Origin of the sequence: Streptomyces sp. SAI-170 (assembly GCF_049739565.1) — a bacterium.
In the GTDB taxonomy this organism is placed as follows: Bacteria; Actinomycetota; Actinomycetes; order Streptomycetales; family Streptomycetaceae; genus Streptomyces.
The window spans coordinates 7,354,468-7,377,311 of the sequence record NZ_JBMGQD010000001.1 but is presented as its reverse complement, the minus strand read 5'-3'; the positions used below and the strand labels follow the sequence as shown (position 1 = coordinate 7,377,311).

General features: G+C 72.2%; 24 protein-coding genes. 9 read left to right on the top strand and 15 right to left on the bottom strand.

The genetic code is table 11. The annotated features are described in order from the left end of the window. Positions 1 to 35: 35 nt before the first annotated feature. A complete protein-coding gene (locus tag RKD23_RS33255; protein ID WP_424857062.1) occupies positions 36 to 1,574 on the top strand; it encodes an MFS transporter in 1,539 nt (512 codons plus the stop codon). A 33-nt stretch (positions 1,575 to 1,607) separates the two neighbouring features. Here RKD23_RS33255 and RKD23_RS33250 read toward each other — a convergent pair whose 3' ends face one another. Together RKD23_RS33250 and RKD23_RS33245 are read right to left on the bottom strand one after the other, a co-directional pair. After that, positions 1,608 to 2,762, bottom strand: coding sequence for an MFS transporter (locus tag RKD23_RS33250; RefSeq protein ID WP_424858389.1), 1,155 nt, complete (start codon positions 2,760 to 2,762; stop codon positions 1,608 to 1,610). Positions 2,763 to 2,923: 161 nt separating this feature from the next. Continuing rightward, a complete protein-coding gene (locus tag RKD23_RS33245) occupies positions 2,924 to 3,871 on the bottom strand; it encodes an ROK family protein (RefSeq protein ID WP_424857061.1) in 948 nt (315 codons plus the stop codon). A 192-nt stretch (positions 3,872 to 4,063) separates the two neighbouring features. Between RKD23_RS33245 and RKD23_RS33240 the strand changes: the two genes are divergently transcribed. Then, the gene (locus RKD23_RS33240; protein ID WP_424857060.1) at positions 4,064 to 5,140 is read left to right on the top strand and encodes a LacI family DNA-binding transcriptional regulator; all 1,077 of its coding nucleotides are present in this window, start codon (positions 4,064 to 4,066) and stop codon (positions 5,138 to 5,140) included. A 7-nt stretch (positions 5,141 to 5,147) separates the two neighbouring features. Next, entirely contained in the window at positions 5,148 to 5,951 is an 804-nt protein-coding gene (locus tag RKD23_RS33235; protein WP_424857059.1) for a hypothetical protein, read from the top strand. Here RKD23_RS33235 and RKD23_RS33230 read toward each other — a convergent pair. The 7 genes from RKD23_RS33230 to RKD23_RS33200 all read right to left on the bottom strand — a co-directional run bounded on the left by RKD23_RS33230 (position 5,897) and on the right by RKD23_RS33200 (position 12,361). Further along, the gene (locus RKD23_RS33230) at positions 5,897 to 7,663 is read right to left on the bottom strand and encodes a serine/threonine-protein kinase (RefSeq protein WP_424857058.1); all 1,767 of its coding nucleotides are present in this window, start codon (positions 7,661 to 7,663) and stop codon (positions 5,897 to 5,899) included. The two genes, RKD23_RS33235 and RKD23_RS33230, sit on opposite strands and share 55 nt — an antisense overlap. A 95-nt stretch (positions 7,664 to 7,758) precedes the next feature. After that, complete coding sequence (locus tag RKD23_RS33225) at positions 7,759 to 9,054, bottom strand: DUF6986 family protein (RefSeq protein ID WP_424857057.1); 1,296 nt, start codon at positions 9,052 to 9,054, stop codon at positions 7,759 to 7,761. A 163-nt stretch (positions 9,055 to 9,217) separates the two neighbouring features. Then, a complete protein-coding gene (locus RKD23_RS33220) occupies positions 9,218 to 10,180 on the bottom strand; it encodes an electron transfer flavoprotein subunit alpha/FixB family protein (protein ID WP_424857056.1) in 963 nt (320 codons plus the stop codon). 53 nt (positions 10,181 to 10,233) lie between these two features. After that, on the bottom strand, positions 10,234 to 11,022 hold the full coding sequence (locus RKD23_RS33215; RefSeq protein ID WP_404039303.1) for an electron transfer flavoprotein subunit beta/FixA family protein: 789 nt from the start codon (positions 11,020 to 11,022) through the stop codon (positions 10,234 to 10,236). A gap of 219 nt (positions 11,023 to 11,241) precedes the next feature. Then, positions 11,242 to 11,751 carry a flavin reductase family protein gene (locus tag RKD23_RS33210; protein ID WP_424857055.1) on the bottom strand — a complete coding sequence of 170 codons (510 nt, stop codon included), beginning with the start codon at positions 11,749 to 11,751 and terminating at the stop codon, positions 11,242 to 11,244. Positions 11,752 to 11,794: 43 nt separating this feature from the next. Continuing rightward, positions 11,795 to 11,875 (bottom strand): putative leader peptide, encoded by an 81-nt coding sequence (locus RKD23_RS33205; protein ID WP_399644847.1) that lies wholly within the window; start codon positions 11,873 to 11,875, stop codon positions 11,795 to 11,797. 63 nt (positions 11,876 to 11,938) lie between these two features. Continuing rightward, complete coding sequence (locus RKD23_RS33200) at positions 11,939 to 12,361, bottom strand: TlpA family protein disulfide reductase (RefSeq protein ID WP_424857054.1); 423 nt, start codon at positions 12,359 to 12,361, stop codon at positions 11,939 to 11,941. Between the two features lie 75 nt (positions 12,362 to 12,436). Here RKD23_RS33200 and RKD23_RS33195 point away from each other — a divergent pair, with 75 nt between their 5' ends. The 3 genes from RKD23_RS33195 (at position 12,437) to RKD23_RS33185 (ending at position 14,925) form a co-directional block, all read left to right on the top strand. Continuing rightward, positions 12,437 to 12,853, top strand: coding sequence for a DUF4395 domain-containing protein (locus RKD23_RS33195; RefSeq protein WP_424857053.1), 417 nt, complete (start codon positions 12,437 to 12,439; stop codon positions 12,851 to 12,853). A gap of 188 nt (positions 12,854 to 13,041) precedes the next feature. Continuing rightward, complete coding sequence (locus tag RKD23_RS33190) at positions 13,042 to 13,770, top strand: lysophospholipid acyltransferase family protein (RefSeq protein WP_424857052.1); 729 nt, start codon at positions 13,042 to 13,044, stop codon at positions 13,768 to 13,770. 156 nt (positions 13,771 to 13,926) lie between these two features. Further along, the gene (locus tag RKD23_RS33185; protein ID WP_424857051.1) at positions 13,927 to 14,925 is read left to right on the top strand and encodes a hypothetical protein; all 999 of its coding nucleotides are present in this window, start codon (positions 13,927 to 13,929) and stop codon (positions 14,923 to 14,925) included. Between the two features lie 15 nt (positions 14,926 to 14,940). On the opposite strand, the gene RKD23_RS33180 is transcribed toward RKD23_RS33185, so the two are convergent. From RKD23_RS33180 to RKD23_RS33160, 5 genes are all read right to left on the bottom strand, one after another. Then, entirely contained in the window at positions 14,941 to 16,134 is a 1,194-nt protein-coding gene (locus tag RKD23_RS33180; RefSeq protein WP_424857050.1) for a hypothetical protein, read from the bottom strand. A 104-nt stretch (positions 16,135 to 16,238) separates the two neighbouring features. After that, a complete protein-coding gene (locus RKD23_RS33175; RefSeq protein WP_424857049.1) occupies positions 16,239 to 16,814 on the bottom strand; it encodes a transglutaminase-like domain-containing protein in 576 nt (191 codons plus the stop codon). An 85-nt stretch (positions 16,815 to 16,899) separates the two neighbouring features. Further along, a complete protein-coding gene (locus RKD23_RS33170) occupies positions 16,900 to 17,970 on the bottom strand; it encodes a threonine aldolase family protein (protein WP_424857048.1) in 1,071 nt (356 codons plus the stop codon). Further along, positions 17,967 to 18,713 (bottom strand): SDR family NAD(P)-dependent oxidoreductase, encoded by a 747-nt coding sequence (locus RKD23_RS33165; RefSeq protein WP_424857047.1) that lies wholly within the window; start codon positions 18,711 to 18,713, stop codon positions 17,967 to 17,969. The genes RKD23_RS33170 and RKD23_RS33165 overlap by 4 nt, the downstream gene beginning before the upstream one ends. Before the next feature lie 38 nt (positions 18,714 to 18,751). Next, complete coding sequence (locus RKD23_RS33160) at positions 18,752 to 20,149, bottom strand: DUF6421 family protein (protein WP_424857046.1); 1,398 nt, start codon at positions 20,147 to 20,149, stop codon at positions 18,752 to 18,754. Between the two features lie 232 nt (positions 20,150 to 20,381). Here RKD23_RS33160 and RKD23_RS33155 point away from each other — a divergent pair, with 232 nt between their 5' ends. After that, a complete protein-coding gene (locus tag RKD23_RS33155) occupies positions 20,382 to 21,065 on the top strand; it encodes a glycerophosphodiester phosphodiesterase (protein WP_424857045.1) in 684 nt (227 codons plus the stop codon). Between the two features lie 3 nt (positions 21,066 to 21,068). On the opposite strand, the gene RKD23_RS33150 is transcribed toward RKD23_RS33155, so the two are convergent. Then, on the bottom strand, positions 21,069 to 21,614 hold the full coding sequence (locus RKD23_RS33150) for a GNAT family N-acetyltransferase (RefSeq protein WP_424857044.1): 546 nt from the start codon (positions 21,612 to 21,614) through the stop codon (positions 21,069 to 21,071). Positions 21,615 to 21,683: 69 nt separating this feature from the next. Between RKD23_RS33150 and RKD23_RS33145 the strand changes: the two genes are divergently transcribed. Together RKD23_RS33145 and RKD23_RS33140 are read left to right on the top strand one after the other, a co-directional pair. Continuing rightward, positions 21,684 to 22,076 carry a VOC family protein gene (locus tag RKD23_RS33145; protein WP_424857043.1) on the top strand — a complete coding sequence of 131 codons (393 nt, stop codon included), beginning with the start codon at positions 21,684 to 21,686 and terminating at the stop codon, positions 22,074 to 22,076. Positions 22,077 to 22,218: 142 nt separating this feature from the next. Continuing rightward, positions 22,219 to 22,767 carry a DUF5134 domain-containing protein gene (locus tag RKD23_RS33140; protein ID WP_424857042.1) on the top strand — a complete coding sequence of 183 codons (549 nt, stop codon included), beginning with the start codon at positions 22,219 to 22,221 and terminating at the stop codon, positions 22,765 to 22,767. Positions 22,768 to 22,844 lie beyond the last annotated feature (77 nt).

Sequence of the window (22,844 nt, the reverse complement as noted above, 5' to 3'; positions counted from 1 at the left end):
GTCGCTGCACGAAAGGCACGGACAGGAGCATGGACATGAGCACAGACCTGAGCACAGGCGCCTCTTCCCCGCCCTCCCCCGACCCCCGCCGCTGGTGGGCGCTGGTGGTCATCGCTCTCGCCCAGCTGATCGTGGTGCTGGACATGACGATCGTGAACATCGCCCTGCCGTCCGCGCAGCAGGACCTCGGCATGACCGACGGCAACCGGCAGTGGGCGATCACCGCCTACACGCTCGCCTTCGGCGGTCTGCTGCTGCTCGGCGGCCGCCTCGGTGACCTGTTCGGACGCAGGCGCAGCTTCGTCGTCGGACTGATCGGCTTCGCCGTGGCGTCCGCGCTGGGCGGCGCCGCCACCGGGCCCGGCATGCTGTTCGCGGCCCGGGCCCTGCAGGGCGTCTTCGCCGCGCTGCTGGCCCCGGCCGCGCTGTCGCTGATGACCACGACGTTCACCGACCCGCGCGAACGCGGCAAGGCCTTCGGTGTGTTCGGCGCGATCGCGGGCGCAGGCGGGGCCATCGGCATGCTGGTGGGCGGCGCCCTGACCGAGTACCTGGACTGGCGCTGGTGCCTGTACGTCAACGCGCCGGTGGCCGCCGTCGCGGTGGTCGGCGCGCTGGTGCTGCTCAAGGACCCGGGCCGCACGGCGGGCGCCCGGCTGGACATCGTGGGCGCCCTGCTGGGCACCGCAGGGGTGCTGTCCATCGTCTACGGCTTCAGCGAGGCCGAGTCCCGTGACTGGGACGACAGTCTGGTGCTGACGCTGCTGATCGGCGGCGTGGCGCTCCTCGGGCTCTTCGCCCTGTGGCAGACCCGCGCCCGGACGCCGCTGCTGCCGCTGCACATCGTGAGGGACCGTCAGCGGGCGGGCGCCTACGTGACGATGGCCCTGGTCACCATCTCCATGTTCGGCGTCTTCCTGTTCCTGACCTTCTATCTGCAGGGCATCAAGGGCTGGTCGCCGCTGCGGACCGGTGTGGCGTACCTGCCGATGACCGCGTCGATGATCATCGGGTCGACGCAGATCTCGGCGCGGCTGCTGCAGAAGGTGCCGGCCCGGACGCTGATCGTGCCCGGTCTGACGCTGGCCGCCGGCGGGCTGGCCGTCCTGGCCACCATCGATGTCGACGCGCCCTACGCAGGCCGTGTCCTGCCGGGCATCTGCATGATGGGCCTCGGCCTGGGTGTCACCTTCATGGCGGCGATCTCCACGGCGACCGGGCGGGTCGCCCCGCAGGAGCAGGGGGCGGCCTCGGCGACGCTCAACACCATGCAGCAGGTGGGCGGTTCGGTCGGCACCGCGCTGCTCAACACGATCGCGGCCGGCGCCACCTCGGACTGGCTGACCGACCACCGGATCGACCCCACGCGGCAGACCCCGCAGGTGAGGGCGGCACTCGCGGAGGCCACGGTGCACGGCTACTCCGTGGCCACCTGGATCTCCGCGGGCATCATGCTGCTGGCCGCGCTGGTCGCGGGCGTCCTCATCAACGCCAAGGCACCGGGCCGCCAGGCCGGAGCACCTGAACCCGGCCCCGGGACCAAGGCCTTCGAGACCCCGGTCCACGCGGGCTGACCCCAGGCGTGGGGCCCGTGCGCCGAGACGCCGTCAGCGCACGGGCCCCACTGGCGCCTTCCTGCCGTACGACGACACAGACCGGCGTGGCCTCGCGAAGGGCCCCAGCAGCACCGCGCAGGCCGCCACGCCCAGCACCCCGCCGGCGAGGAAGGCGCCCCGCACGTCGGCGAGCGACAGCACGAGTCCGCCGAGAGCGGCGCCCGCGGCGATACCGGCGTTGTAGAGGCCGGAGTTGGCCGCGAGGGCGAGGTCGGTGCGGCCCGGAGCGCAGTGCAGCATCTCGTTCTGGATGGCCATGAACACCGGGCCGAGCGCCCCGCCCGTCAGCACCAGGAAGACCACCGCCGCGACAGGGTGGGAGCCGGCCGCGTACAGCCCGAGCAGGCCCACGGTCTGGGTGGCCACGGCCGTCGTCAGCGCGGAGCGCGGGAAGCGGTCCAGCAGCGACCCGGTGAGGCTCACCCCGGCCAGGCAGGCGGCGCCGAGGACCACGAGCAGGACGTCGACCGCGCCCGGGGAGAAGCCGCTCACCCGGCCGAGGAACGTCACGACGTAGGTGTATCCGGCGAAGGCTCCCGCGGCGGACAGGGTCCCGGCGGCCAGCACGGTCCTGAAGCGGCGCGCGTCGGGGCGGGTGCCGTAGGCGGCGGGCTCCTCCTCCGGCGGGGAGGCCGGCAGCAGCGCGGCGATCGTGACGAGCGAGACGAGGCCCAGGACGGCGAGCAGCCCGACGGGCACCCGCCAGTCGCTCTGCCTGCCCAGCCATGTTCCGGCCGGCACACCGAGCGCGAGTGCGAGCGAGCCGGCCATGGACAGCGCCCCGACGACCCGCCCGCGCACCTCGACCGGGAACAGCCCGACCGCCACCGGCCCCATCACGGCCCAGAACAGGGCCTGCGCGAGCGCGGTCAGCAGCCGCGCGGCGAGGAGGAGCCCGTAGGAGGTGGCCAGGGCGGCGACAAGGCTGGCCACGACCAGCGCGGCCAGCAGCCCCATGAGCACCTGCCGCCGGGGCACCTGCCGCACCGCGTGCGCCAACGGCACGGAGGCGACAGCCACCGTCACGGCGTATCCGGTGACGAGCAGTCCGACCGCCGCCTCCGGCACCCGCAGGCTGTCGGAGATCTGCTCCAGGAGACCGACCGGCAGGCTCTCGGCCGTGTTCAGCGTGAACGCGCCGAGCATCAGCGCCCCGAGCACAGCCACCCTGGCCGACGGAGACGGTCGCAGCACGCCCTTGCGGTCACGTCGTGGTCTCGTCCGCTGCGCCTGCTCGGTGGCCCGGTCCATGAATCCACCTCAGCGGGCGGATCGATCGAGCCGCAACCGAAATAAGGGCCGGAGTGTCAGACGCCCGCTGCCGTACGGCCCGTCAGGGCGGCGGCCGCCGCTCCCACCAGACCGGCGTCCGTGCCCATGCGGGCGGGGACGACCGTGAGGCGCTGGACGAAGGACAGCGTCGCGTAGTCGGCGAGGGCCTTGCGCAGGGGCGTGAAGAGGATCTCGCCCGCCTTGCCGACGCCGCCCCCGACGACCGCGATGTCGATCTCGACGAGGGTCGCGGTGGCGGCGATGCCGGCGGCGAGGGCCTGAGCGGCGCGTTCGAAGGAGGCGACGGCGACGGGGTCACCGGCGCGGGCGGCGGCGGCCACCGCGGCGGCGGAGGTGTCGCCGTCGGGACCGGGCCGCCAGCCCGACTCCAGGGCGCGGCGGGCGATGTTGGGGCCGCTGGCGATGCGCTCCACGCAGCCGCGCGCGCCGCAGGGGCACGGATCGCCGTCGAGGTCGACGCTGATGTGGCCGATGTGCCCGGCGTTGCCGGTGGGGCCGGGGTGCAGGCGTCCGCCGAGGACCAGGCCGCCGCCGACACCGGTGGAGACGACCATGCACAGGGCGTTGTCGTGGCCGCGGGCCGCGCCCTGCCAGTGTTCGGCGGCCGTGATGGCCACGCCGTCGCCGATCAGCCGGACCGGCAGTCCCCCGGTCGCCTCCCGGACGCCTTCGACCAGCGGATAGTCGCGCCAGCCGGGCACGTTCACCGGGCTCACCGTGCCGGTGGAGGCGTCCACCGGACCCGCGCTGCCGATGCCGACGGCGTTCGCGCGGCTCCACAGGGGCGAGGCGCTCAGTTCCCGCAGCACCTCGCGGACCGCGCCCATCACCGTGTCACCGTCCTCCCGGGCGGGCGTCGGGCGCTGAGCGCGCACCAGAAGGCGGCCGTCGCCGTCCACCAGCGCGCCGGCGATCTTGGTGCCGCCGATGTCGAGCGCGGCCACGAGGGCGGTGTGCGTCAAGGTCAGTTCTCCCCGTCAACCTGGGACAGTGCAGGAAAGGTGCAGTCCCGTCCGGATGTGGGGCGCGCGGGGCCGCAGAGTGCGGTGGACAGTCTCCCCTGCGTATGACAACGTTGTCCAGGCTCTATGCTCGACGCCACATCCTCATACAATCCTCGGATCGACGCACGCCCTAGATCGAACGTGATCACCGTGGATCACAGGACAGGACACCGCACCGTGGCCGATGCCATCCGCCGAGCAGACGGACTCACCGCCGCCCGCTACGGAAACCGCCCGACGATGAAGGACGTGGCCGCGCGGGCCGGGGTCGGCCTGAAGACGGTCTCCCGGGTCGTCAACGGCGAGCCGGGCGTCACGCCCGACACCGAACGGCGTGTGCAGGACGCCATCGAGGCGCTCGGTTTCCGCCGCAACGACAGCGCGCGCGTGTTGCGCAAGGGCCGCACCGCCAGCATCGGCCTGGTCCTGGAGGATCTCGCCGACCCCTTCTACGGCCCGCTCAGCCGCGCCGTCGAGGAGGTCGCCCGCGCCCATGGCGCGCTGCTGATCAACGGCTCCAGCGCCGAGGACCCGGACCGCGAGCAGGAACTGGCGCTGGCCTTGTGCGCGCGGCGGGTGGACGGGCTCGTGGTGATCCCGGCCGGGGACGACCACCGCTATCTGGAGCCTGAGATCCGGGCGGGGGTGGCCACGGTGTTCGTGGACCGGCCCGCCGGGCGCATCGACGCGGACGTGGTGCTGTCGGACAACTACGGCGGCGCCCGCGACGGCGTGGCCCACCTCATCGCGCACGGGCACCGCCGGATCGGGTTCATCGGTGACATGCCCCGTATCCACACCGCGGCCGAGCGGCTGCGCGGCTACCGGGCCGCCATGGAGGACGCGGGGATACCGGTCGCCGCGTCCTGGATGTCCCTGGGCGTCACCGACCCGGTGCGGGTGCGGCGGGCGGCCGAGGAGATGCTGTCCGGGCCCGACCCGGTCACCGCGATCTTCGCCGGCAACAACCGGGTGACCGTCACCGTCGTGCGGGTGCTCGCCGAGCACACCCGGCGTGTCGCCCTCGTCGGCTTCGACGACATCGAGCTGGCCGACCTGCTCCAGCCCGGACTGACCGTGGTCGCCCAGGACGCGGCGGCGCTCGGCCGTACCGCCGCCGAGCGGCTCTTCCGCCAGCTGGACGGCACCCTGGTCACGCCCGAGCGGATCGAACTGCCCACCCGGCTGGTCACCCGCGGCTCCGGCGAGCTGCCGCCCGCGGACTGAGCGGCCCATGGACGAGCCGGACGTGCACACGCTGGAGGCCCTGGGGCTGGCCGGCGTGCCGCGGGACGACCCGCTGAGCTACCCGGGCGTATGGCCTTCACGGTCCGGACTCCTCGACGGGGACCGGCTGTTACCGCTGGACCGTCTGGTCCACCCCGAGCGCACCCCCGTGCTCGCCGTCGGCTCCAACGCCTCCCCCGCCCAACTGCGCCGCAAGATGGCCCTGTCGGGCATTCGCGCTCCCCTGCCGATGGTCAGGGCGCGCGTCAGCGGGATCGCCGTGGGCGTCTCCGCGCATGTCAGCCGCATGGGCTACGTCTCCGCCTCGCCGGTCCATGTGCCGCACGCGGTACGGGAGTTGTTCGTGACGTGGCTGGACGCCGAGCAGCTCGCGGTGGTCGACGCCAGCGAGGGCGTCCCGCTGCCGGCCGGCAACTTCCGGCGGGCCTGGCTGCCCGACTCCGTCGTGCGCGTGGAACTGGAGGACGGGCAGGCGCTGCCGGGCGTGTACTCGTACGTCAACCGGCGCGGCGTCCTGCACAACGGCACCGGCGCGCCGCGCTCGCACCCGGGTCAGCGGGCGCTGATCACCGAACTCCTCCTCGCCGTCCCGCGGTTGCGGGAGCTGTTCGGGATGACGCCCGAGGAGTTCGTCACCCGGGCGCGTGCCGACGCGGCGCTGTGCGAGGCCGGCACGCTGCTGTTCGCCGAGGAGAAGCTGGTGACGGCGTCCGGCCTCGAGGCGTACGTCCGTCCTCAGCAGACGGGCAGTCCGGGCACCGGGGCGTCGTTGTCGCCGCCCTGGATGTAGACGTCGCTGACGTACACGTTCGTGTTGCCGCTGTCGTCGTCCGTCCTGGCCCACCACACGTTCGTCCACTCGCCGTACGTCTCGCGGCGGCCCAGGTTCTGCTGGCAGTAGAAATAGTTGGTGCCCGCGCCGAGGATGCCGACCTCGGTGCCGGACGCCGTGTAGGACTTGGCGGTGCGCCAGACCTGGCAGTTGTACTTGCCGCCGTCGATCGGGTGGCAGACGGGGGCGGGTTCCTGGGTGGCGGTGCCGCCGCCGTCGCCCGTACCGCTCGTCGGAGTCTTGGAGGGGGCCGGGCTCGCGGTCCGGCCGGTGGAGGTGCCTGCGCCCGTCTCGTCCTTGTTCTGCTCGTCCTCCTCGTCCCCCTTGTTGTCCTTGTCCGCCCGTGTCTGCGAAGCGCTCGGGGACGCCGCTTCGCCCTTCTCGGACGCCTCGGCCTTCGCGCTCGCGTCGGTGGCCCGTGCGCTCGCCGACTGCGCGCCGGCCACCGACGCCGACCCGCTGATGGCCGCCGCCGACGCGCCGGGCGCGGCTCCCGGCTCCGCGTCGCCCGGTCTGTCCAGCAGCGCCACCGTGATCCCGGCCGCGGCGAGTACGACGGTGACGGCCGCGGCGGCCAGAAGGGCGCGGCCGCGCTTCCGACGGGGCGGCGGGGTGGTCGTGGCGGTGGGGTTCGTCGCCGGGACACCGGTCGGGGCGGCGGGGGTGTGCCCGGCCGCACCCGGCCATGGCTGCGCGGGCCCGAACCCCGGCGGCACCGACGGCACGCTCAGTTCCGTCTCGGTGCGAGGGGAAGCCGGGCTGCCGTGCAGGGAGGACGTGGGGACGTCCGTGCCGGGCCCCGCTGCCACCGACTCCAGTTGTTCGCGGGCCCGGTCGGCGTCGGGGCGGGCGTCGGGGTGCTTGGCCATGAGGGCGGCCAGGACGGGGCCCAGGGGGCCGGCCCTGCGCGGCTCCGGGAGCGGCTCGGAGACGATGGCGGTGAGGGTCGAGAACGTCGAGGTACGGCGGAACGGGGAGTCGCCCTCCACGGCCGCGTAGAGGGTGGCGCCGAGGGCCCAGATGTCGGAGGCCGGGCCGGGATCGCCGCCCTGGGCGCGTTCGGGTGCCAGGTAGTCCAGGGAGCCGATGATCTCGCCGCTGCGGGTGAGGTGGGTGGCGGAGCCGTCGCCCGGGTCGTCCATGGCGGCGATGCCGAAGTCGGTGAGGACGACCCGGCCGGAACGGTCGAGGAGGATGTTGCCGGGCTTGACGTCGCGGTGCAGGACGCCGACGCGGTGGGCGGCGGCCAGGGCGTCCATCACCTTGGCGCCGATCCCGGCCGCCTCGCGCGGGTCGAGGGTGCCGCGCTCGCGCAGGACGTCGTCCAGGGAGGGGCCGTCCACCAGCTCCATGACGATCAGCGGGCGGCCGTCGACCTCCGCGATGTCGTGCACGGCGACCACGCCGGGGTGGCGCACCCGGGCCGCGGCGCGGGCCTCGCGCTGCATGCGCAGCCTCAGGTCGGCGAGTTCGGGCCCGCCGGAGTCGGTGTAGGTGCGCAGTTCCTTGAGGGCGACCTCACGGCCGAGGACCTCGTCGACGGCCCGCCAGACCACGCCCATGCCGCCGCGCCCGAGCCGCGCCGTGACCCGGTAGCGCCCGGCCAGCAGTCTGCCGACCCCGTCCCTGTGGCCGTACCGGCCGTGCTCGCCGTACTCCCCCGAAGACACCGCTGCCCCGTTCCTGTGACACGTCCATGAGTGCCGTACAGACTACGGGGCAGGGGTGACAGCGGCAGTCGCCGGTGGCTGCTGTGACGATTCCGCTACTTCGCCGAAGCCGTCAGGTCACCGCGCCTCGGCGCCGCGAAGCCTTCCAGGTCGGCGCGGGTGAGGCCGGTGAGGCGGGCGACCTCGGCGATGTCGAGGGCGCCGCAGTCCAGGCCGCGCAGGAGGTAGCCGCTGAGGGCCTTGGCGGTGGCGGGCTCGTCCATGACGTCGCCGTCGGTGTGGCTGGCGTAGCGGGCGAGGCGGGCGGCGGCCTGCTCGAAGCCCTCGCGGTAGAAGGCGAAGACGGCGGCGTAGCGGGTGGGGATGTGGCCGGGGTGCATGTCCCAGCCCTGGTAGTAGGCGCGGGCCAGGGCGCGGCGGGTGAGGCCGTAGTGCAGGCGCCAGGCGTCGTGGACCTTGGCGGTGGAGCCGACCGGCAGGACGTTGGTGGAGCCGTCGGAGACGCGTACGCCGGTGCCCGCGGCGGCGACCTGCATGATCGCCTTGGCGTGGTCGGCTGCGGGGTGGTCGCTGGCCTGGTAGGCGGCGGACACGCCGAGGCAGGCGCTGTAGTCGAAGGTGCCGTAGTGCAGGCCGGTGGCGCGGCCCTCGGCGGCCTGGATCATCCGGGCGACGGCGGCGGTGCCGTCGGCGGCGAGGATGGACTGGCTGGTCTCGATCTGGATCTCGAAGCCGATCCGGCCGGGCTCCAGGGCGTGCGCCTTCTCGAAGGACTCCAGAAGCCGGACCATGGCGGTGACCTGCTCGGGGTAGGTCACCTTGGGCAGGGTGAGGACGAGCCCGTCGGGCAGGCCGCCCGCCTGCATCAGGCCGGTGAGGAAGATGTCGAGGGTGCGGATGCCGCGGTCGCGGACCGGGGCCTCCATGCACTTCATGCGGATGCCCATGTACGGGGCCGCGGTGCCGTTCGCGTAGGCCTCGGCGATCAGGCGGGCGGCGCGGGCCGCGTCCTGGTCCTCGTCCGCGCCCTTGTAGCCGTCCTCGAAGTCGACGCGCAGGTCTTCGATCGGCTCGCGCTCCAGCTTGGCGCGGACGCGGGAGTACACCGGCTCGGCCAGCTCGTCCGAGAGGCCCAGCACCGCGGCGAAGGAGGCCGCGTCGGGGGCGTGTTCGTCGAGGGCGGCGAGGGCCTGGTCGCCCCAGGTGCGCAGGGTGTCGGCGGCGAAGACGTCACCGGGGACGTAGACGGTGTGGACGGGCTGGCGGGTGCCGGGGTCTCCGGGGTACACGCGCTCCAGTTCGGCGTCGACCTCGGCGAGGGAGGCGCTGATCTCCTCGCTGACGGTGCCCGCGAGGCTCGTCGGCACCTTCTCCTGCTGGCCCTGACCCATCCCACACCCTCCTGTTTTCCACTGTACGGAATCAATAATCCGTTGAATGAAAGTTATCCGGGGACCTCCGACTGGTCAACACCCTCAGTACAGCACCCCGGCACGCCGAGGCCCCCGTGACCGGCGTGGGTCACGGGGGCCTCGGACAGCCGGGCGGCGGCGATCAGCCCTTGCGGGCCTTGACCTCGTCGGTCAGCTGCGGGACGACGTCGAACAGGTCGCCGACGACGCCGTAGTCGACCAGCTCGAAGATCGGGGCCTCGGGGTCCTTGTTGATGGCCACGATGGTCTTCGAGGTCTGCATGCCCGCGCGGTGCTGGATCGCGCCGGAGATGCCGGAGGCGATGTACAGCTGCGGGGAGACCGACTTACCGGTCTGGCCGACCTGGTTGGTGTGCGGGTACCAGCCGGCGTCCACCGCGGCGCGCGAGGCGCCGACGGCCGCGCCGAGGGAGTCGGCGAGGGCCTCGATGATCGCGAAGTTCTCCGCGCCGTTGACGCCACGGCCGCCGGAGACGACGATCGCGGCCTCGGTCAGCTCCGGGCGGCCCGTCGACTCACGCGGGGTGCGCGCGGTGACCTTGGTGCCGGTGGCCTTGTCGGAGAAGGTCACGGCGAGGGCCTCGACCGCACCCGCGGCCGGGGCGGCCTGAACGGCAGCCGAGTTCGGCTTGACCGTGATGACCGGGGTGCCCTTGGAGACACGGGACTTGGTGGTGAAGGACGCGGCGAACACCGACTGGGTGGCCACCGGGCCCTCGGCGCCGGCCTCGAGGTCGACGGCGTCCGTGATGATGCCGGAGCCGATGCGCAGCGCCAGACGGGCGGCGATCTCCTTGCCCTCGGCGGAGGACGGGACCAGCACGGCGGCCGGCTCGACGGCCTTGACCGCGGCCTGGAGGGCGTCGACCTTCGGCACGACCAGGTAGTCGGCGTACTCGGACGCGTCGTGGGTGAGGACCTTCACCGCGCCGTGCTCGGCGAGGGCGGCGGCGGTGTCGGCGGCGCCGTTGCCCAGCGCGACGGCGACGGGCTCGCCGATGCGGCGGGCCAGGGTCAGCAGCTCGAGGGTCGGCTTGCGGACGGCACCGTCCACGTGGTCGACGTAGACGAGGACTTCAGCCATGGGAATGCTCTCCTGCGTAACGAAGTTGAGGGGCGGTCAGCGACTGATCGGGCTCAGATGAACTTCTGGCCCGCGAGGAACTCAGCGAGCTGCTTGCCGCCCTCGCCCTCGTCCTTGACGATGGTGCCGGCCGTGCGGGCCGGGCGCGGCTCCGCCGACTCGACGACCGTGTAGGCGTTCTCCAGGCCGACCTCGTCCGCGTCGATGTCCAGGTCGGACAGGTCCCAGGACTCCACCGGCTTCTTCTTGGCCGCCATGATGCCCTTGAAGGACGGGTAGCGGGCCTCGCCGGACTGGTCGGTGACCGACACGACGGCCGGCAGGGAGGCCTCGAGCTGCTCGGAGGCGGCGTCGCCGTCGCGGCGGCCCTTGACGGTGCCGTCCTCGACGGAGACCTCGGAGAGCAGGGTGACCTGCGGGACGCCCAGGCGCTCGGCCAGCAGGGCCGGGACGACGCCCATGGTGCCGTCGGTGGAGGCCATGCCGGAGACGACCAGGTCGTAGCCGGCCTTCTCGATGGCCTTGGCCAGCACCAGGGAGGTGCCGATGGCGTCGGTGCCCTCGATGTCCTCGTCCTCGACGTGGATCGCCTTGTCGGCGCCCATGGACAGCGCCTTGCGCAGGGCGTCCTTGGCGTCCTCCGGGCCGACCGTCAGGACGGTGACCTCGACGTCGTCGTCCGAGTTCTCGGCGATCTGCAGCGCCTGCTCGACGGCGTACTCGTCGAGCTCGGAGAGCAGACCGTCCACGTCGTCCCGGTCGACGGTCAGGTCATCGGCGAAGTGCCGGTCGCCAGTGGCGTCGGGCACGTACTTCACAGTGACAACGATCCTCAAGCTCACGCCGGCTCTCCTACTGCAATCGTCATTTTTCGGCTGCCTCTTGCAGGCAGCATAGGCGCCTCAAGTGGCCGATCCCGGTCGGGGCGACACCGCGCTCCGACCGAAATATTACTCGTCAGTACACCCAGTTCCTGCCCGCTAAGCAAGCGCTTTGAACTGTGACCTTCGCAACGCAGCGTAACCGGAATCGGACGGCTTCGCAGAAGCGGCGAGGCGTGATCAATCCCGCAGAGCGGTGAACCGGCCCTGGTGGTAGAGGAGCGGGCGGCCCGCGCCCGAGGGGTCGCCGAGCACGACCTCGGCCAGCACGATCCGGTGGTCTCCGGCCGGTACGCGGCTCACGACCCGGGCGATCAGCCAGGCCGGCACGTCGTCCAGGACCGGCACGCCCTCGGGGCCCTCGTGCCAGGCGGTGGCGGGGCCGAAGCGGTCGGCGCCGCTGCGGGCGAAGGTGGTGGCGAGCGCCTGCTGGTGCTCGCCGAGTATGTGCACGCCCACGTGCTCGGCCTCGGCGATCGCGGGCCAGCTGGAGGCACCGGTGCCGATGCCGAAGGAGATCAGCGGGGGCTCGGCGGACACCGAGGTGAGGGAGGTGGCGGTGAAGCCGACGGGGCCTGCGGCACCGCGCGCGGTGATCACCGCGACACCCGCCGCGTGCCGCCGGAAGACGGAGCGCAGCAGGTCGGGAGAGGCGAGCTGGACGGTGCCGAGGTCGGACGTGGCCGTCATGGAGTTGTCCTTCTGCTGGAGGGGACGAGCGGGTCGCGGGTGCTCAGCAACCCGGACAGCGTGCGCTCGCGGTGCGGACCAGGTCGATGTGCACCCGTCCGTGGAGAAGGAGTTCCGAAGGCATACCGGCCAGGCTGGCGATATGTGGTACGCCCAGTCAAGTACGTCCCGGGATATGGGAGCGGCCTCACTGCGCCCCGACCGCCTCCCCGAGGGCCGCGATGACGTCCGCCTTACGGGGCTGTCCCGCGGCCCGCCGCACCACGCGGCCGCTCGCGTCGAGGACCAGCACGGTCGGGGTCTTCAGGATGTCCAGCGCGCGGACCAGCTCCAGGCGGTCCTCCGCGTCGATCTCGACATGGGTGACACCGGGCACCAGCGCGGCGACCTCGCCGAGCACCCTTCGGGTGGCCCGGCAGGGCGCGCAGAAGGCGCTGGAGAACTGCACCAGCGTGGCGCGCTCGCCCAGTTCCTCGCCCAGCTCGGCCGGCCCGAGCAGCTTGCCCTCGTCGCGCCCGCGCACCCGTACTCTCCCGTTCCGCCGCCGATGCAGCACTCCGAAGGCGCTCGCCGCCGCGAGCACCGCCACGCACACCACAAGTCCGGTCATCCTCGGGTGCAGCGTTCACACGACCGCAAAGATTCCCGGGCCCTGGCACGGTCCGGCATACGGAATGCTTGCTTCATGGACATCGACGTGAGGGGGCCGCGGTTCGGCGCGGCCGTGACGGCCGTGGTGCTCGCGGCCGTTCTGGTCACCGGGAGCGCCTGGCTGCTGGCCTGGCAGACGCTGGCGTTCGCGCTGGGCGCGGCGGGCGGGGTGGGGCGTTCGCCCTACGGCTGGGTGTTCCGCAGGCTGGTGCGGCCGCGGCTCGGGCCGCCCACGGACTTCGAGGCGCCCGAGCCGCCGAGGTTCGCGCAGGCGGTGGGGCTGGTCTTCGCCGGCGTGGGGCTTGCCGGGTACGCGGCGGGCGTCGAATGGCTGGGTCTCACGGCGACCGGGGCGGCGCTCGCGGCGGCCTTCCTCAACGCGGCGTTCGGCTACTGCCTGGGGTGCGAGATGTACCTGCTGCTCCGGAGGCTGACGGTACGCCCGGAGTAAAGGGCCGTTAAAACACCGAGGTGGATCACGGGGCGACGTGACGAGGATCTCGCCCTCGAGGGGCACGCGGGCTGGCTCCCCACGCGTTCTTGGGGCACGATCTGCGACATGCCGTAAAACCTACGGCTGCGTAACTTCCCGCCGGGAGCCCCCTTTCCCAGGCAGAGCAGAAAGGGCCCGTCCCACCTATGGCTGAGCTCGTGTACCGCCCCGTCATCGGGTTCGCCCAGACGCTGTTCAAGGTCTGGGACCTCAAGATCGACTGCGAGGGTTCCGAGAACATCCCGCGGTCGGGCGGCGCCGTGCTGGTGAGCAACCACATCAGCTACCTGGACTTCGTCTTCAACGGCCTGGCGGCGCTGCCGCAGAAGCGCCTGGTGCGCTTCATGGCCAAGGAGTCGGTGTTCCGGCACAAGGTGTCCGGCCCGCTGATGCGCGGCATGAAGCACATCCCCGTGGACCGCAAGCAGGGCGAGGCGGCCTACGAGCACGCGCTGCGCTCGCTGCGCTCCGGCGAAGTGGTCGGCGTGTTCCCCGAGGCGACGATCTCGCAGTCGTTCGCCCTCAAGAGCTTCAAGTCCGGTGCCGCGCGCATGGCCCAGGAGGCGGGCGTCCCGCTGATCCCGATGGCCGTGTGGGGCACCCAGCGGCTGTGGACCAAGGGCCACCCCCGCAACTTCCGGCGCAGCCACCTCCCGGTCACCATCCGCGTGGGCGAGGCGGTCGAGGCGCCCAAGGACAAGTACGCCGGCGCGATCACCCGCCAGTTGCGCGGGCGCGTGCAGGAACTGCTGGAGGCCGCCCAGCGCGCCTACCCGAGCCGCCCCAAGGGCCCCGAGGACAGCTGGTGGCTCCCGGCCCACCTGGGCGGCACCGCGCCGACGCCCGAAGAGGTCCGCGCGGCCGAGGCCGGCTGACCCGCGCCGGCGGACCCCGGATACCTCGGCGCGCAATGTTCGGGCGGCCGACCCCGCGTCCGTACCGCCCGAGTGCGGCCGGTAGGGTCCCCGCGGTAAGGCGGACGGTCGGCGGCTGACGGGGGCGCTTCGATGCGGCGTTGGGTCAAAGTGGCGGTGGCGGCTGTGGCCGTGCTGGGGATCGGCGGCTGGATCGCCGAGCCGTACGTCCAGGACTGGATGCTGCTGCGCAGCGCGTGCGCGGGCGGCCTGCCCGGTGACGCGGTCCGCGAACTGGCTGTGCACGGTTCGCACTTCACCGAGGCCGAGTCGGCCACGCACGAACGGCTGGGCTCCTTCAGCTGCTCCGTGTCCTTCGAGGACGAGGACGGCGACAGCGAACTGCTGCTGAGGGCCGAGGCGTACACCCGGCGGGACGACCAGGACCGGGAGTACAGGTCCCTCTTCGACGGGGAGGGCTTCACCCCGCAGGCGGCCCTGCCCGACGGACTGCCCGGCTTCACCGACCGCTTCGGCAGCCTCCAGTTCCTCGTCCCCTGCCCGGAGTTGGGCCGCGACGACGACGGACGGCAGCGCCGCATGCTGGTGCGCACGGCGTTCGGCCGGGAGGCCGCCGCCGGGCAGCGCGCCGCCTACGAGACCGCCGTCGCGCTGGTCGCCGCCGCCTCCGACCGGCTCGGCTGCGGTGCCGAGCCGCTCGACGCGCCGAAGGGCGACGCCGCACCGCCCGACCCCGAGGACGACCTGCGCACGGTCCCCTTCGGCGAGGCGGCCGACAGCGCCTGTGCCCGCGCGCTGAAGGCCGTACTGCCGCGGCCGTCCGAGTGGCGGCTGGCCGACGGGCTCAACGCCGCCGCGCCCACCGGCCGTTGTGATCTGCTCACCGGACAGGACGACGAGAACGGCGAGGGCGAGCTGGGGATGACGTTCGCCGCCTGGTACGGCGACTGGAGCGGGCGTCTGGTCACCTACGAGGGCGTGCCGCGCAGCCTGACGGCGACCGCCACCTGCGACGGTGAGACCGCGAGCTTCGCCCTCTCCGCCGACAAGGGCATCCCGGGCGTCGGCAAGGTCGAACAGCGGGAGCTGCTGGAGGCGTTCGCTCAGGCGCAGGTCCGGGAGCGGGACTGCACCGGGCTGCGCGTGACGGGCTGAGACCCGAGCGGTGCCTCAGAACCTCATCCAAAGACCCCGTACATAGGCGTCGTCGATGATCTGCCGCATCGCGGCGGCCCGCCCCGCGGGCACACCACGGTCCTTCGCCCAGGCGTCGAACACCGTGAACAGCTGGTGCCGGCCGTCCATCGGGTCGCCCTCGAGCGGCCCGCCGACCGGCCGCGCGGCGATGGCGGCCATCGGCGGACGGGTCGTGACCTGGTCCGGCGCGGCCCGGTAGGTGCCGCGCAGATGCCGGCGTACGACGTCGTCGTACGCGGCGAGGTCGTCGGTCGTGCCCTCCCGGGCCAGGGCGGCCCGGTGCTTCATCAGGTTGCCGACGCGTTCGGCGATGTCCTCCAGGTCGTTGTCCGGCCAGGTCGTCGGGGTGCTGGCGTAGTCGCTCTTCTCCTTCGGGTCGGGGCGGAAGGCCGGGTCGCCGCCCTGGGTGGTCAGGCGCTCCAGGTAGTGCGCGAAGTAGGCGCGCTCGGCGTCGTAGAGGATCGCCAACGCCTCGGGGTCCTCGGCGAGTTCGGCCACGAGCATCTCCGGGTCGGCCTCGGCGGGTCCGTAGGGCTGGTCGTACTCGAAGTCCGTGTGGGCCTCGCCGGGGGCGAGGAAACGGCCGTACGACGTCCAGCCGTACGGGTCCGGCGCGGCGGCCTCGGCGGACACCGCGGGGCCGCCGGACTCGTCGTCGTGCATGAGGTATCGGGCCTCGTCCACGACATAGTCGGCGAGCATCCGGGCCACCGCGGGGGCCATGCCCTCGGGCACCTCGGCGCCGTCCAGGGCGGCGGCGACCCCGTACGCGGCGCGCGCCTGGGCGAGGCTGTGCGGGGTGCCGGGGCCGGGCGCCCGGGTGGCGGCCTCGACGACCGCGCCGAGCACCTCGGCTCCGTCGCCGCAGGGGTTGTCGTACCGCAGGAGTTCGCGTACCGCGTCGAAGCGGGAGAGGTCGTCGCCGGGGTCCAGTGCGCGGGTCGCTGCCGCGGGCCGGTCGGCGAGGGTGCGGGTGGATTCCGGGACGGTCTGGCAGGGCGGGGTGTCTTCGCCTGCGGCGAGCGTGATCGTGGCGGTGGTGCCTCCTGCGACGACGGCGAGGGCGATGGCCGAGGCCATCAGTCGGTGCCGTCTCAGCCACGACCACCGGCCGCCACCCTGTTCGTCGACCGTCACCACGTCTTGTGTCGCTCCCCCGTCGTTCATGCGGTGGACCCTAGCGGGAGGGTTTTTCGGCCTTTCGTCGGGGGGTCTGGTGTGCGTGGCCGGGTGCGGGTGGTTCGTGGCTGGTCGCGCAGTTCCCCGCGCCCCTAGGGGAGTTCTGTGGGGAGCGTCCTTGAGAGGTATGGCCAGTCGGGGGCGGCCTTGAGGGCCTGGACGACGTCAGGATGCGGGGCGGCGTACAGGGTCGGGTAGTCGACCTCGTCGGCCTCGGCATCCGGCGTGAAGGCCAGTCCTTCCCCGGTGAGGGAGAAGCGGGCGCGCGACCCCGCCTCTCCGCCGCGCGGGTCCAGTCGATGCCAGGCACCGTTGAACCGGACCGCCACCAGGCCGTGGACCGCCTCGAACTTCTGGTAGCACAGGGCCGTGGGGATGTCCTCGGCGCGCAACAGCGCGGCCAGAGCGTGGGACTTGGCGTAGCAGATGCCGGTGCGCTGCTCGATGACGTCGGAGGCGCGCCAGGTCACTCGAGGATCGCCGGTGTCGGCGGAGTGGGGGATGGTGTCGCGGACGAAATCGAAGGCCCTCCGCGCATAGTCATACGAGTCGTCGGCACCGTCGGCCAGACGTGCCGCTGTCTCGCGGACGAGCGGGTGGTGATGGTCGATGACCTCGTCAGCGGCCAAGTACGCGGACAGGTCAGGCGTGTTCTGGATCAGCTCCATGGCTGCAGAGCATAGAAATGCGATCACCCGACAGTCAATGACTTTTCAGGTGACCGCATATCTATGCGCTCGTGTGGGGCGCCGTCTAGCGGGCCATCTCCTCCTTGAGCGCCGCGAGGAACGCGTCCACGTCCTCCTCCGTGGTGTCGAAGGAGCACATCCAGCGCACGACGCCCTCGGCCTCGTCCCAGAAGTAGAACCGGAACTTCTTCTGCAGCCGCTCGCTGACCGCGTTCGGCAGCCTGGCGAAGACGCCGTTGGCCTGCACCGGGTAGAGGATCTCCACGCCGTGCACCGCGCGGACGCCCTCGGCGAGGCGCTGGGCCATGTCGTTGGCGTGACGGGCGTTGCGCAGCCAGAGGTCCTTGGCGAGCAGCGCCTCCAGCTGGACCGACACGAAGCGCATCTTGGAGGCGAGCTGCATGGACAGCTTGCGCAGATGCTTCATGTGCCGGACGGCGTCCTGGTTGATCACGACGACGGCCTCGCCGAACAGGGCCCCGTTCTTGGTGCCGCCGAGGGAGAGGATGTCGACGCCGACCGCGTTGGTGAAGGTGCGCATGGGCACGTTCAGGGACGCGGCCGCGTTGGCTATCCGGGAGCCGTCCAGGTGCACCTTCATGCCGTGCGCATGGGCGTGCTCGCAGATCGCGCGGATCTCGTCGGGCGTGTAGAGGGTGCCCAGCTCGGTGCTCTGGGTGATCGAGACGACCTGCGGCATCGCGCGGTGCTCGTCCTCCCAGCCCCAGGCCTGCTTGTCGATCAGCTCGGGGGTGAGCTTGCCGTCCGGCGTGGGCACGGTGAGCAGCTTCAGGCCGCCCATCCGCTCCGGTGCGCCGCCCTCGTCGACGTTGATGTGCGCGCTCTCGGCGCAGATCACCGCGCCCCAGCGGTCGGTGACCGCCTGGAGCGCGACGACGTTCGCGCCGGTGCCGTTGAAGACCGGGAACGCCTCCGCCGTGGGCCCGAAGTGGCTGCGGACGATGCCCTGGAGGTTCTCGGTGTAGTCGTCCTCGCCGTACGCCACCTGATGGCCGCCGTTGGCCAGCGCCAGGGCGGCCATCACCTCCGGATGCGCCCCGGCGTAGTTGTCGCTGGCGAAACCGCGGACCTCGGGGTCGTGGTGGCGACGCGCGTCGGTCTTCGGCGGGTTCACGGCTTCTCGGTGAGCCACAGACGGTTTCCGTTCACTTCCGCGGCGGGCTTGTCCCAGACGCCCACGATCGCCTCGGCGAGGTCCTTGACGTCCGTGAAGCCCGCGAACTTCGCATTGGGCCGCTCGGCACGCATCGCGTCGTGGACCAACGCCTTCACCACCAGGATCGCAGCAGCGGACGTCGCCCCCTGCTCGCCCCCGGCCTTGCGGAAGTAGTCGGCCATGGCCAGCGTCCACGCCTCCGCGGCGGCCTTGCCCGCGGCGTACGCGGCGTTGCCCGCGGTCGGCTTGGTGGCGCCGGCGGCGCTGATCAGGACGTAGCGGCCGCGGTCGCTGCGCTGGAGCGCCTCGTGGAAGGCGAGCGAGGTGTGCTGCACGGTGCGCACCAGCAGCAGCTCCAGGAAGTCCCAGTCGTCGAGGCTGGTCTTGGTGAAGGTCTCGCTGCCGCGCCAGCCGCCCACCAGGTGGACCAGGCCGTCGACGCGCCCGAACTCCTTCTCGGTGCGCGCGGCCCAGTCGCGGGTGGACTGCAGGTCGAGCAGGTCGACCGTCTCGCCGGTCACCGTGGCGCCGCCGGACGCGTAGCGCGCCGCGTCCACGGCCTCGGCGAGCCGCTCCGGGTCGTTGTCGGCGCCGATGACCGTGGCGCCGGCCTCGGCGAGGCGGAGCAGTGCCGCCCGGCCGGCGGGTCCACCCGCGCCGGCCACCGCGATCACCGCACCGTCGAGAGCCCCGTTCCCCATGTTCTTCCCCTTCACGGCCGTGTTCTGGAGGCGGTCGCTCACGCGGCGACCCGCTCGGCGCCGGACGCGGTGATGCCGCGGGTCGACGCGATGACGTTCTTGAGCTTCTTGGACAGTGCCTCATAGAACATGCTGAGCGGAAACTCGTCCGGAAGCACGTCATCGACGAGCTTGCGCGGCGGCTGGGTCAGGTCCAGGGCGTCCGGGCCCTTGGCCCACTTGGAGCCGGGGTGCGGGGCGAGGTAGGTGGAGACCAGCTCGTAGCCGGCGAACCAGTGCACGAGCTTGGGGCGGTCGATGCCGTCGCGGTAGAGCTTCTCGATGTCGGCGCACAGCTGGTTGGTGACCTGCGGGGCGCGCTGCCAGTCGATGAACAGCTTGTTGTCGGTCCAGCGCACCACGTCGTGCTTGTGCAGGTAGGCGAAGAGCAGCTGCCCGCCGAGGCCGTCGTAGTTGCGGTTGCGGTCGCCGGTGACGGGGAAGCGGAACATCCGGTCGAACAGCACGGCGTACTGCACGTCACGGGCCTGCGGGACGCCGTCGGCCTCCAGCTTCACGGCCTCCTTGAAGGCGGTGAGGTCGCAGCGCAGCTCCTCCAGACCGTACATCCAGAACGGCTGGCGCTGCTTGATCATGAAGGGGTCGAACGGCAGGTCGCCGTGGCTGTGGGTGCGGTCGTGGACCATGTCCCAGAGGACGAAGGCCTCCTCGCAGCGCTTCTGGTCGTGGACCATCGCGGCGATGTCCTCGGGCAGCTCCAGGCCCAGGATGTCCACGGCGGCGTCGGTGACGCGGCGGAAGCGGGCGGCCTCGCGGTCGCAGAAGATACCGCCCCAGGTGAATCGTTCCGGCGCCTCGCGCACGGCGATGGTCTCCGGGAAGAGCACGGCGGAGTTGGTGTCGTAGCCGGCCGTGAAGTCCTCGAACTTGATGCCGCAGAACAGCGGGTTGTCGTAGCGGGTGCGCTCCAACTCGGCCAGCCAGTCGGGCCAGACCATGCGCAGCACGACCGCTTCGAGGTTGCGGTCGGGGTTGCCGTTCTGCGTGTACATCGGGAAGACGACCAGGTGCTGCAGGCCGTCCGCGCGGGTCGCCGCGGGGTGGAAGGCCAGCAGCGAGTCCAGGAAGTCCGGCACCTGGAAGCCCTCGGCGGCCCACCGGCTCAGGTCGGTGACCAGGGCTTTGTGGTACTCGGCGTCGTGCGGGAGCAGCGGGGAGAGCGCCTCGACGGCGTCCGTGATCCGGCGCACCGCGGCCTCGGCGTCGGCACGCCCGGGGGCACCCTCGGCCTCGAAGTCGATGGAGCCGTCCTTCGACTGCCAGGGCCGGATCTGCTCCACGGCATCCTTGAGCACCGGCCATGCCGGGTGCTCCACCACCCTGGCCGTGGGAGAAAGCTGCTCCCCCGTCGCCGCCTGCACAAGAATTTCCGTCATGTCCCATCCTCCACGGGAGAACCTCGCGTAAGGACACCGTAGGCATATGCGGTTGCGTCCAGCAAGAGGACCTCGGGAAATTCTTCTGTCGACCCCCCTTGGTCACCGTAGGTTTTTCTGCATCACGGCCCGGGAAGGGATGCTTCCGCGCTTCCTTGCACGTCCGGGTGCACGGCGCGCGCGGGCGGTTAGGCTGCGGCCCCGACTGCCGTCGACGGAAGCGAGGTCTGCCTTGAACTTCCTCACCATCGGTCACCGCGGAGTCATGGGCGTGGAGCCCGAGAACACCCTGAGGTCCTTCGTCGCCGCCGAGCACGCCGGCCTGGACGTCATCGAGCTGGATCTGCATCTGAGCAAGGACGGCGCCCTCGTCGTCATCCACGACGAGGACGTGGACCGCACCACGGACGGCTCCGGCGCCGTGGCCGACAAGACGCTCGCCGAGCTGCGGGCCCTGGACGCCGGGCGCGGCGAGCGGATCCCGGTCTTCGAGGAGGTGCTGGACGCGGTGCGCTCACCGCTCCAGGCCGAGATCAAGGACGTGGCGGCGGCGCGGGCGCTGGCCGAGGTGCTGCGCGAGCGGCGCCTCGTGGACCGCGTGGAGGTGTCCTCGTTCCACGACGAGGCGGTCACCGAGATCGCGCGCCTGGTACCGGGCGTCCGTACCGCCCTCATCGGCAGCCACTACGGCACCGACATCGTGGACCGCGCGGTGGCGGCCGGTGCCCCGACCCTCTGTCTGAACATCCGCAGGATCACCCTGGAGGTCGTGGAGCGGGCGCGCGCGGCGCATCTGCGGATCTTCGGCTGGGTGGTCAACAACCAGGACCATCTGCGGCTGGTGCGCGCCCTGGAGCTGGACGGCGCGACCACCGACCACCCGGACATCAAACGCACCGGCCGCTTCACCGCGTGAGACTCACCCCAGCGGCTTGACCAGCAGCTCGAACTGGAGGTCGTCGCGCTGCGGGATGCCGAAGCGCTCGTCGCCGTACGGGAAGGGAGTCATCCGGCCCGTACGGCGGTAGCCGCGGCGCTCGTACCAGGCGATGAGGTCGTCGCGCACGGAGATCACGGTCATGTGCATCTCGGTCACGCCCCAGGTCGCGCGGGCCTGCCGCTCGGCCTCCGCGATGATCACCTTGCCCAGACCCGCGCCCTGCAGCCGGGGGCTGACCGCGAACATCCCGAAGTAGGCGTGATCACCGCGGTGTTCGAGCTGGCAGCAGGCGACGACCTCGCCGTCCCGCTCCACCGTCAGCAGCCTGCTGTCCGGCGACTTGATCACCGCGAGCACGCCCTCGGCATCGGTCCGCTGCCCCTCCAGGATGTCCGCCTCGGTCGTCCACCCCGCCCGGCTGGCGTCCCCCCGGTACGCCGACTCGATCAGCGCGACGAGGGCGTCCACATCGGCGTCGGTGGCGTCGCGGAAGGTCAGTCCGGTGGCGGTGACGGCGGATTCCATGGAGGCGGCTCCGTTCTGTGGCGCGGCTGAGGCAGGACGAGCCTAACTCCACCACTACGCTCCGAGGCCATGGTGCATGTACTGAGCAGCCGCATCCTCCTGCGCCCCCACGACCCCGAGCGCTCACGGGCCTTCTACGGCGGTGATCTGGGCCTCGCCGTGTACCGCGAGTTCGGTACGGGGCCGGAGCGCGGGACCGTCTACTTCCTCGGCGGCGGATTCCTGGAGGTGTCCGGGCGCACCGAGGAGGGGCCGTCGCCGGCGGTGCGGCTGTGGCTCCAGGTCGCGGACGTGGCGGCGGCGCACGAGGAACTGCGCGCCAAGGGCGTCGACATCGTACGGCCTCCGGTCACCGAGCCGTGGGGCCTGGTCGAGATGTGGATCAGGGACCCGGACGGCACCGAGATCGTGCTGGTGGAGGTACCCGCCGAGCATCCGCTGCGCCTGCGGCCCGGCATCTGAGGCGGCCTGCGCCGCCGGCCGCGGGAGGAAGACAGGCGCCGCGCTCCCTCGCGTGCTCCCCGTGTACACCCTTGCGCTTGCGTACGCCCCGCACGGCTCGGGCATCGCTTCGCTGGAGCGACCTTCGAGCGAGGGGGTACGTGTGCACGGACCGGCGTCGCCCGGCTGGCTGCTCGTCGCGCTGTGTGCCGCGACCGGCGCGTACTGCCTGCTGCGCATGCGCAGCGGGGTCGAGGAACAGCGCCGCAGCGCGGGCACCGAGGCGCTCATGGGATTCGGGATGGCCGCGATGGCGGTGCCCGCCGCGGTGTTCGCGCCGCCGCCGTGGGCCGCGGCCGCCTACGCGGCGTTGTTCGCCGGGGCCGCGCTGCACGCGCTGTGGGCCGCGCGCTCCGACGCGCACCATCTGCATCACCTGGTCGGCGACACGGCCATGGTGTACATGGCCCTGGCGATGGCCGGCTCCCCCGGCGGCCACGGCCACGGCGGCTCCGGTGTGCCCGCGCTGACCGGCGTACTGCTGCTGTACTTCAGCGGATACGTGCTGCTGTCCGGCGCGCGGCTCGTGCCCGTCGCCGGTGCTCCGGCCGGGCCGGGCGGGGCCGTCGCATGGGGCGACCGGCCGGAACTGTCGCGGGCCTGCCGGCTGTCGATGGGGATCGCGATGGTGGCGATGCTGCTGACGTTGTGAACCACGGCTGCACCTGCGCGTCCTGAACCCGGCTGCACCTGCATGTCCTGAACCCCGGCTGTACATGCCCGTTGTGC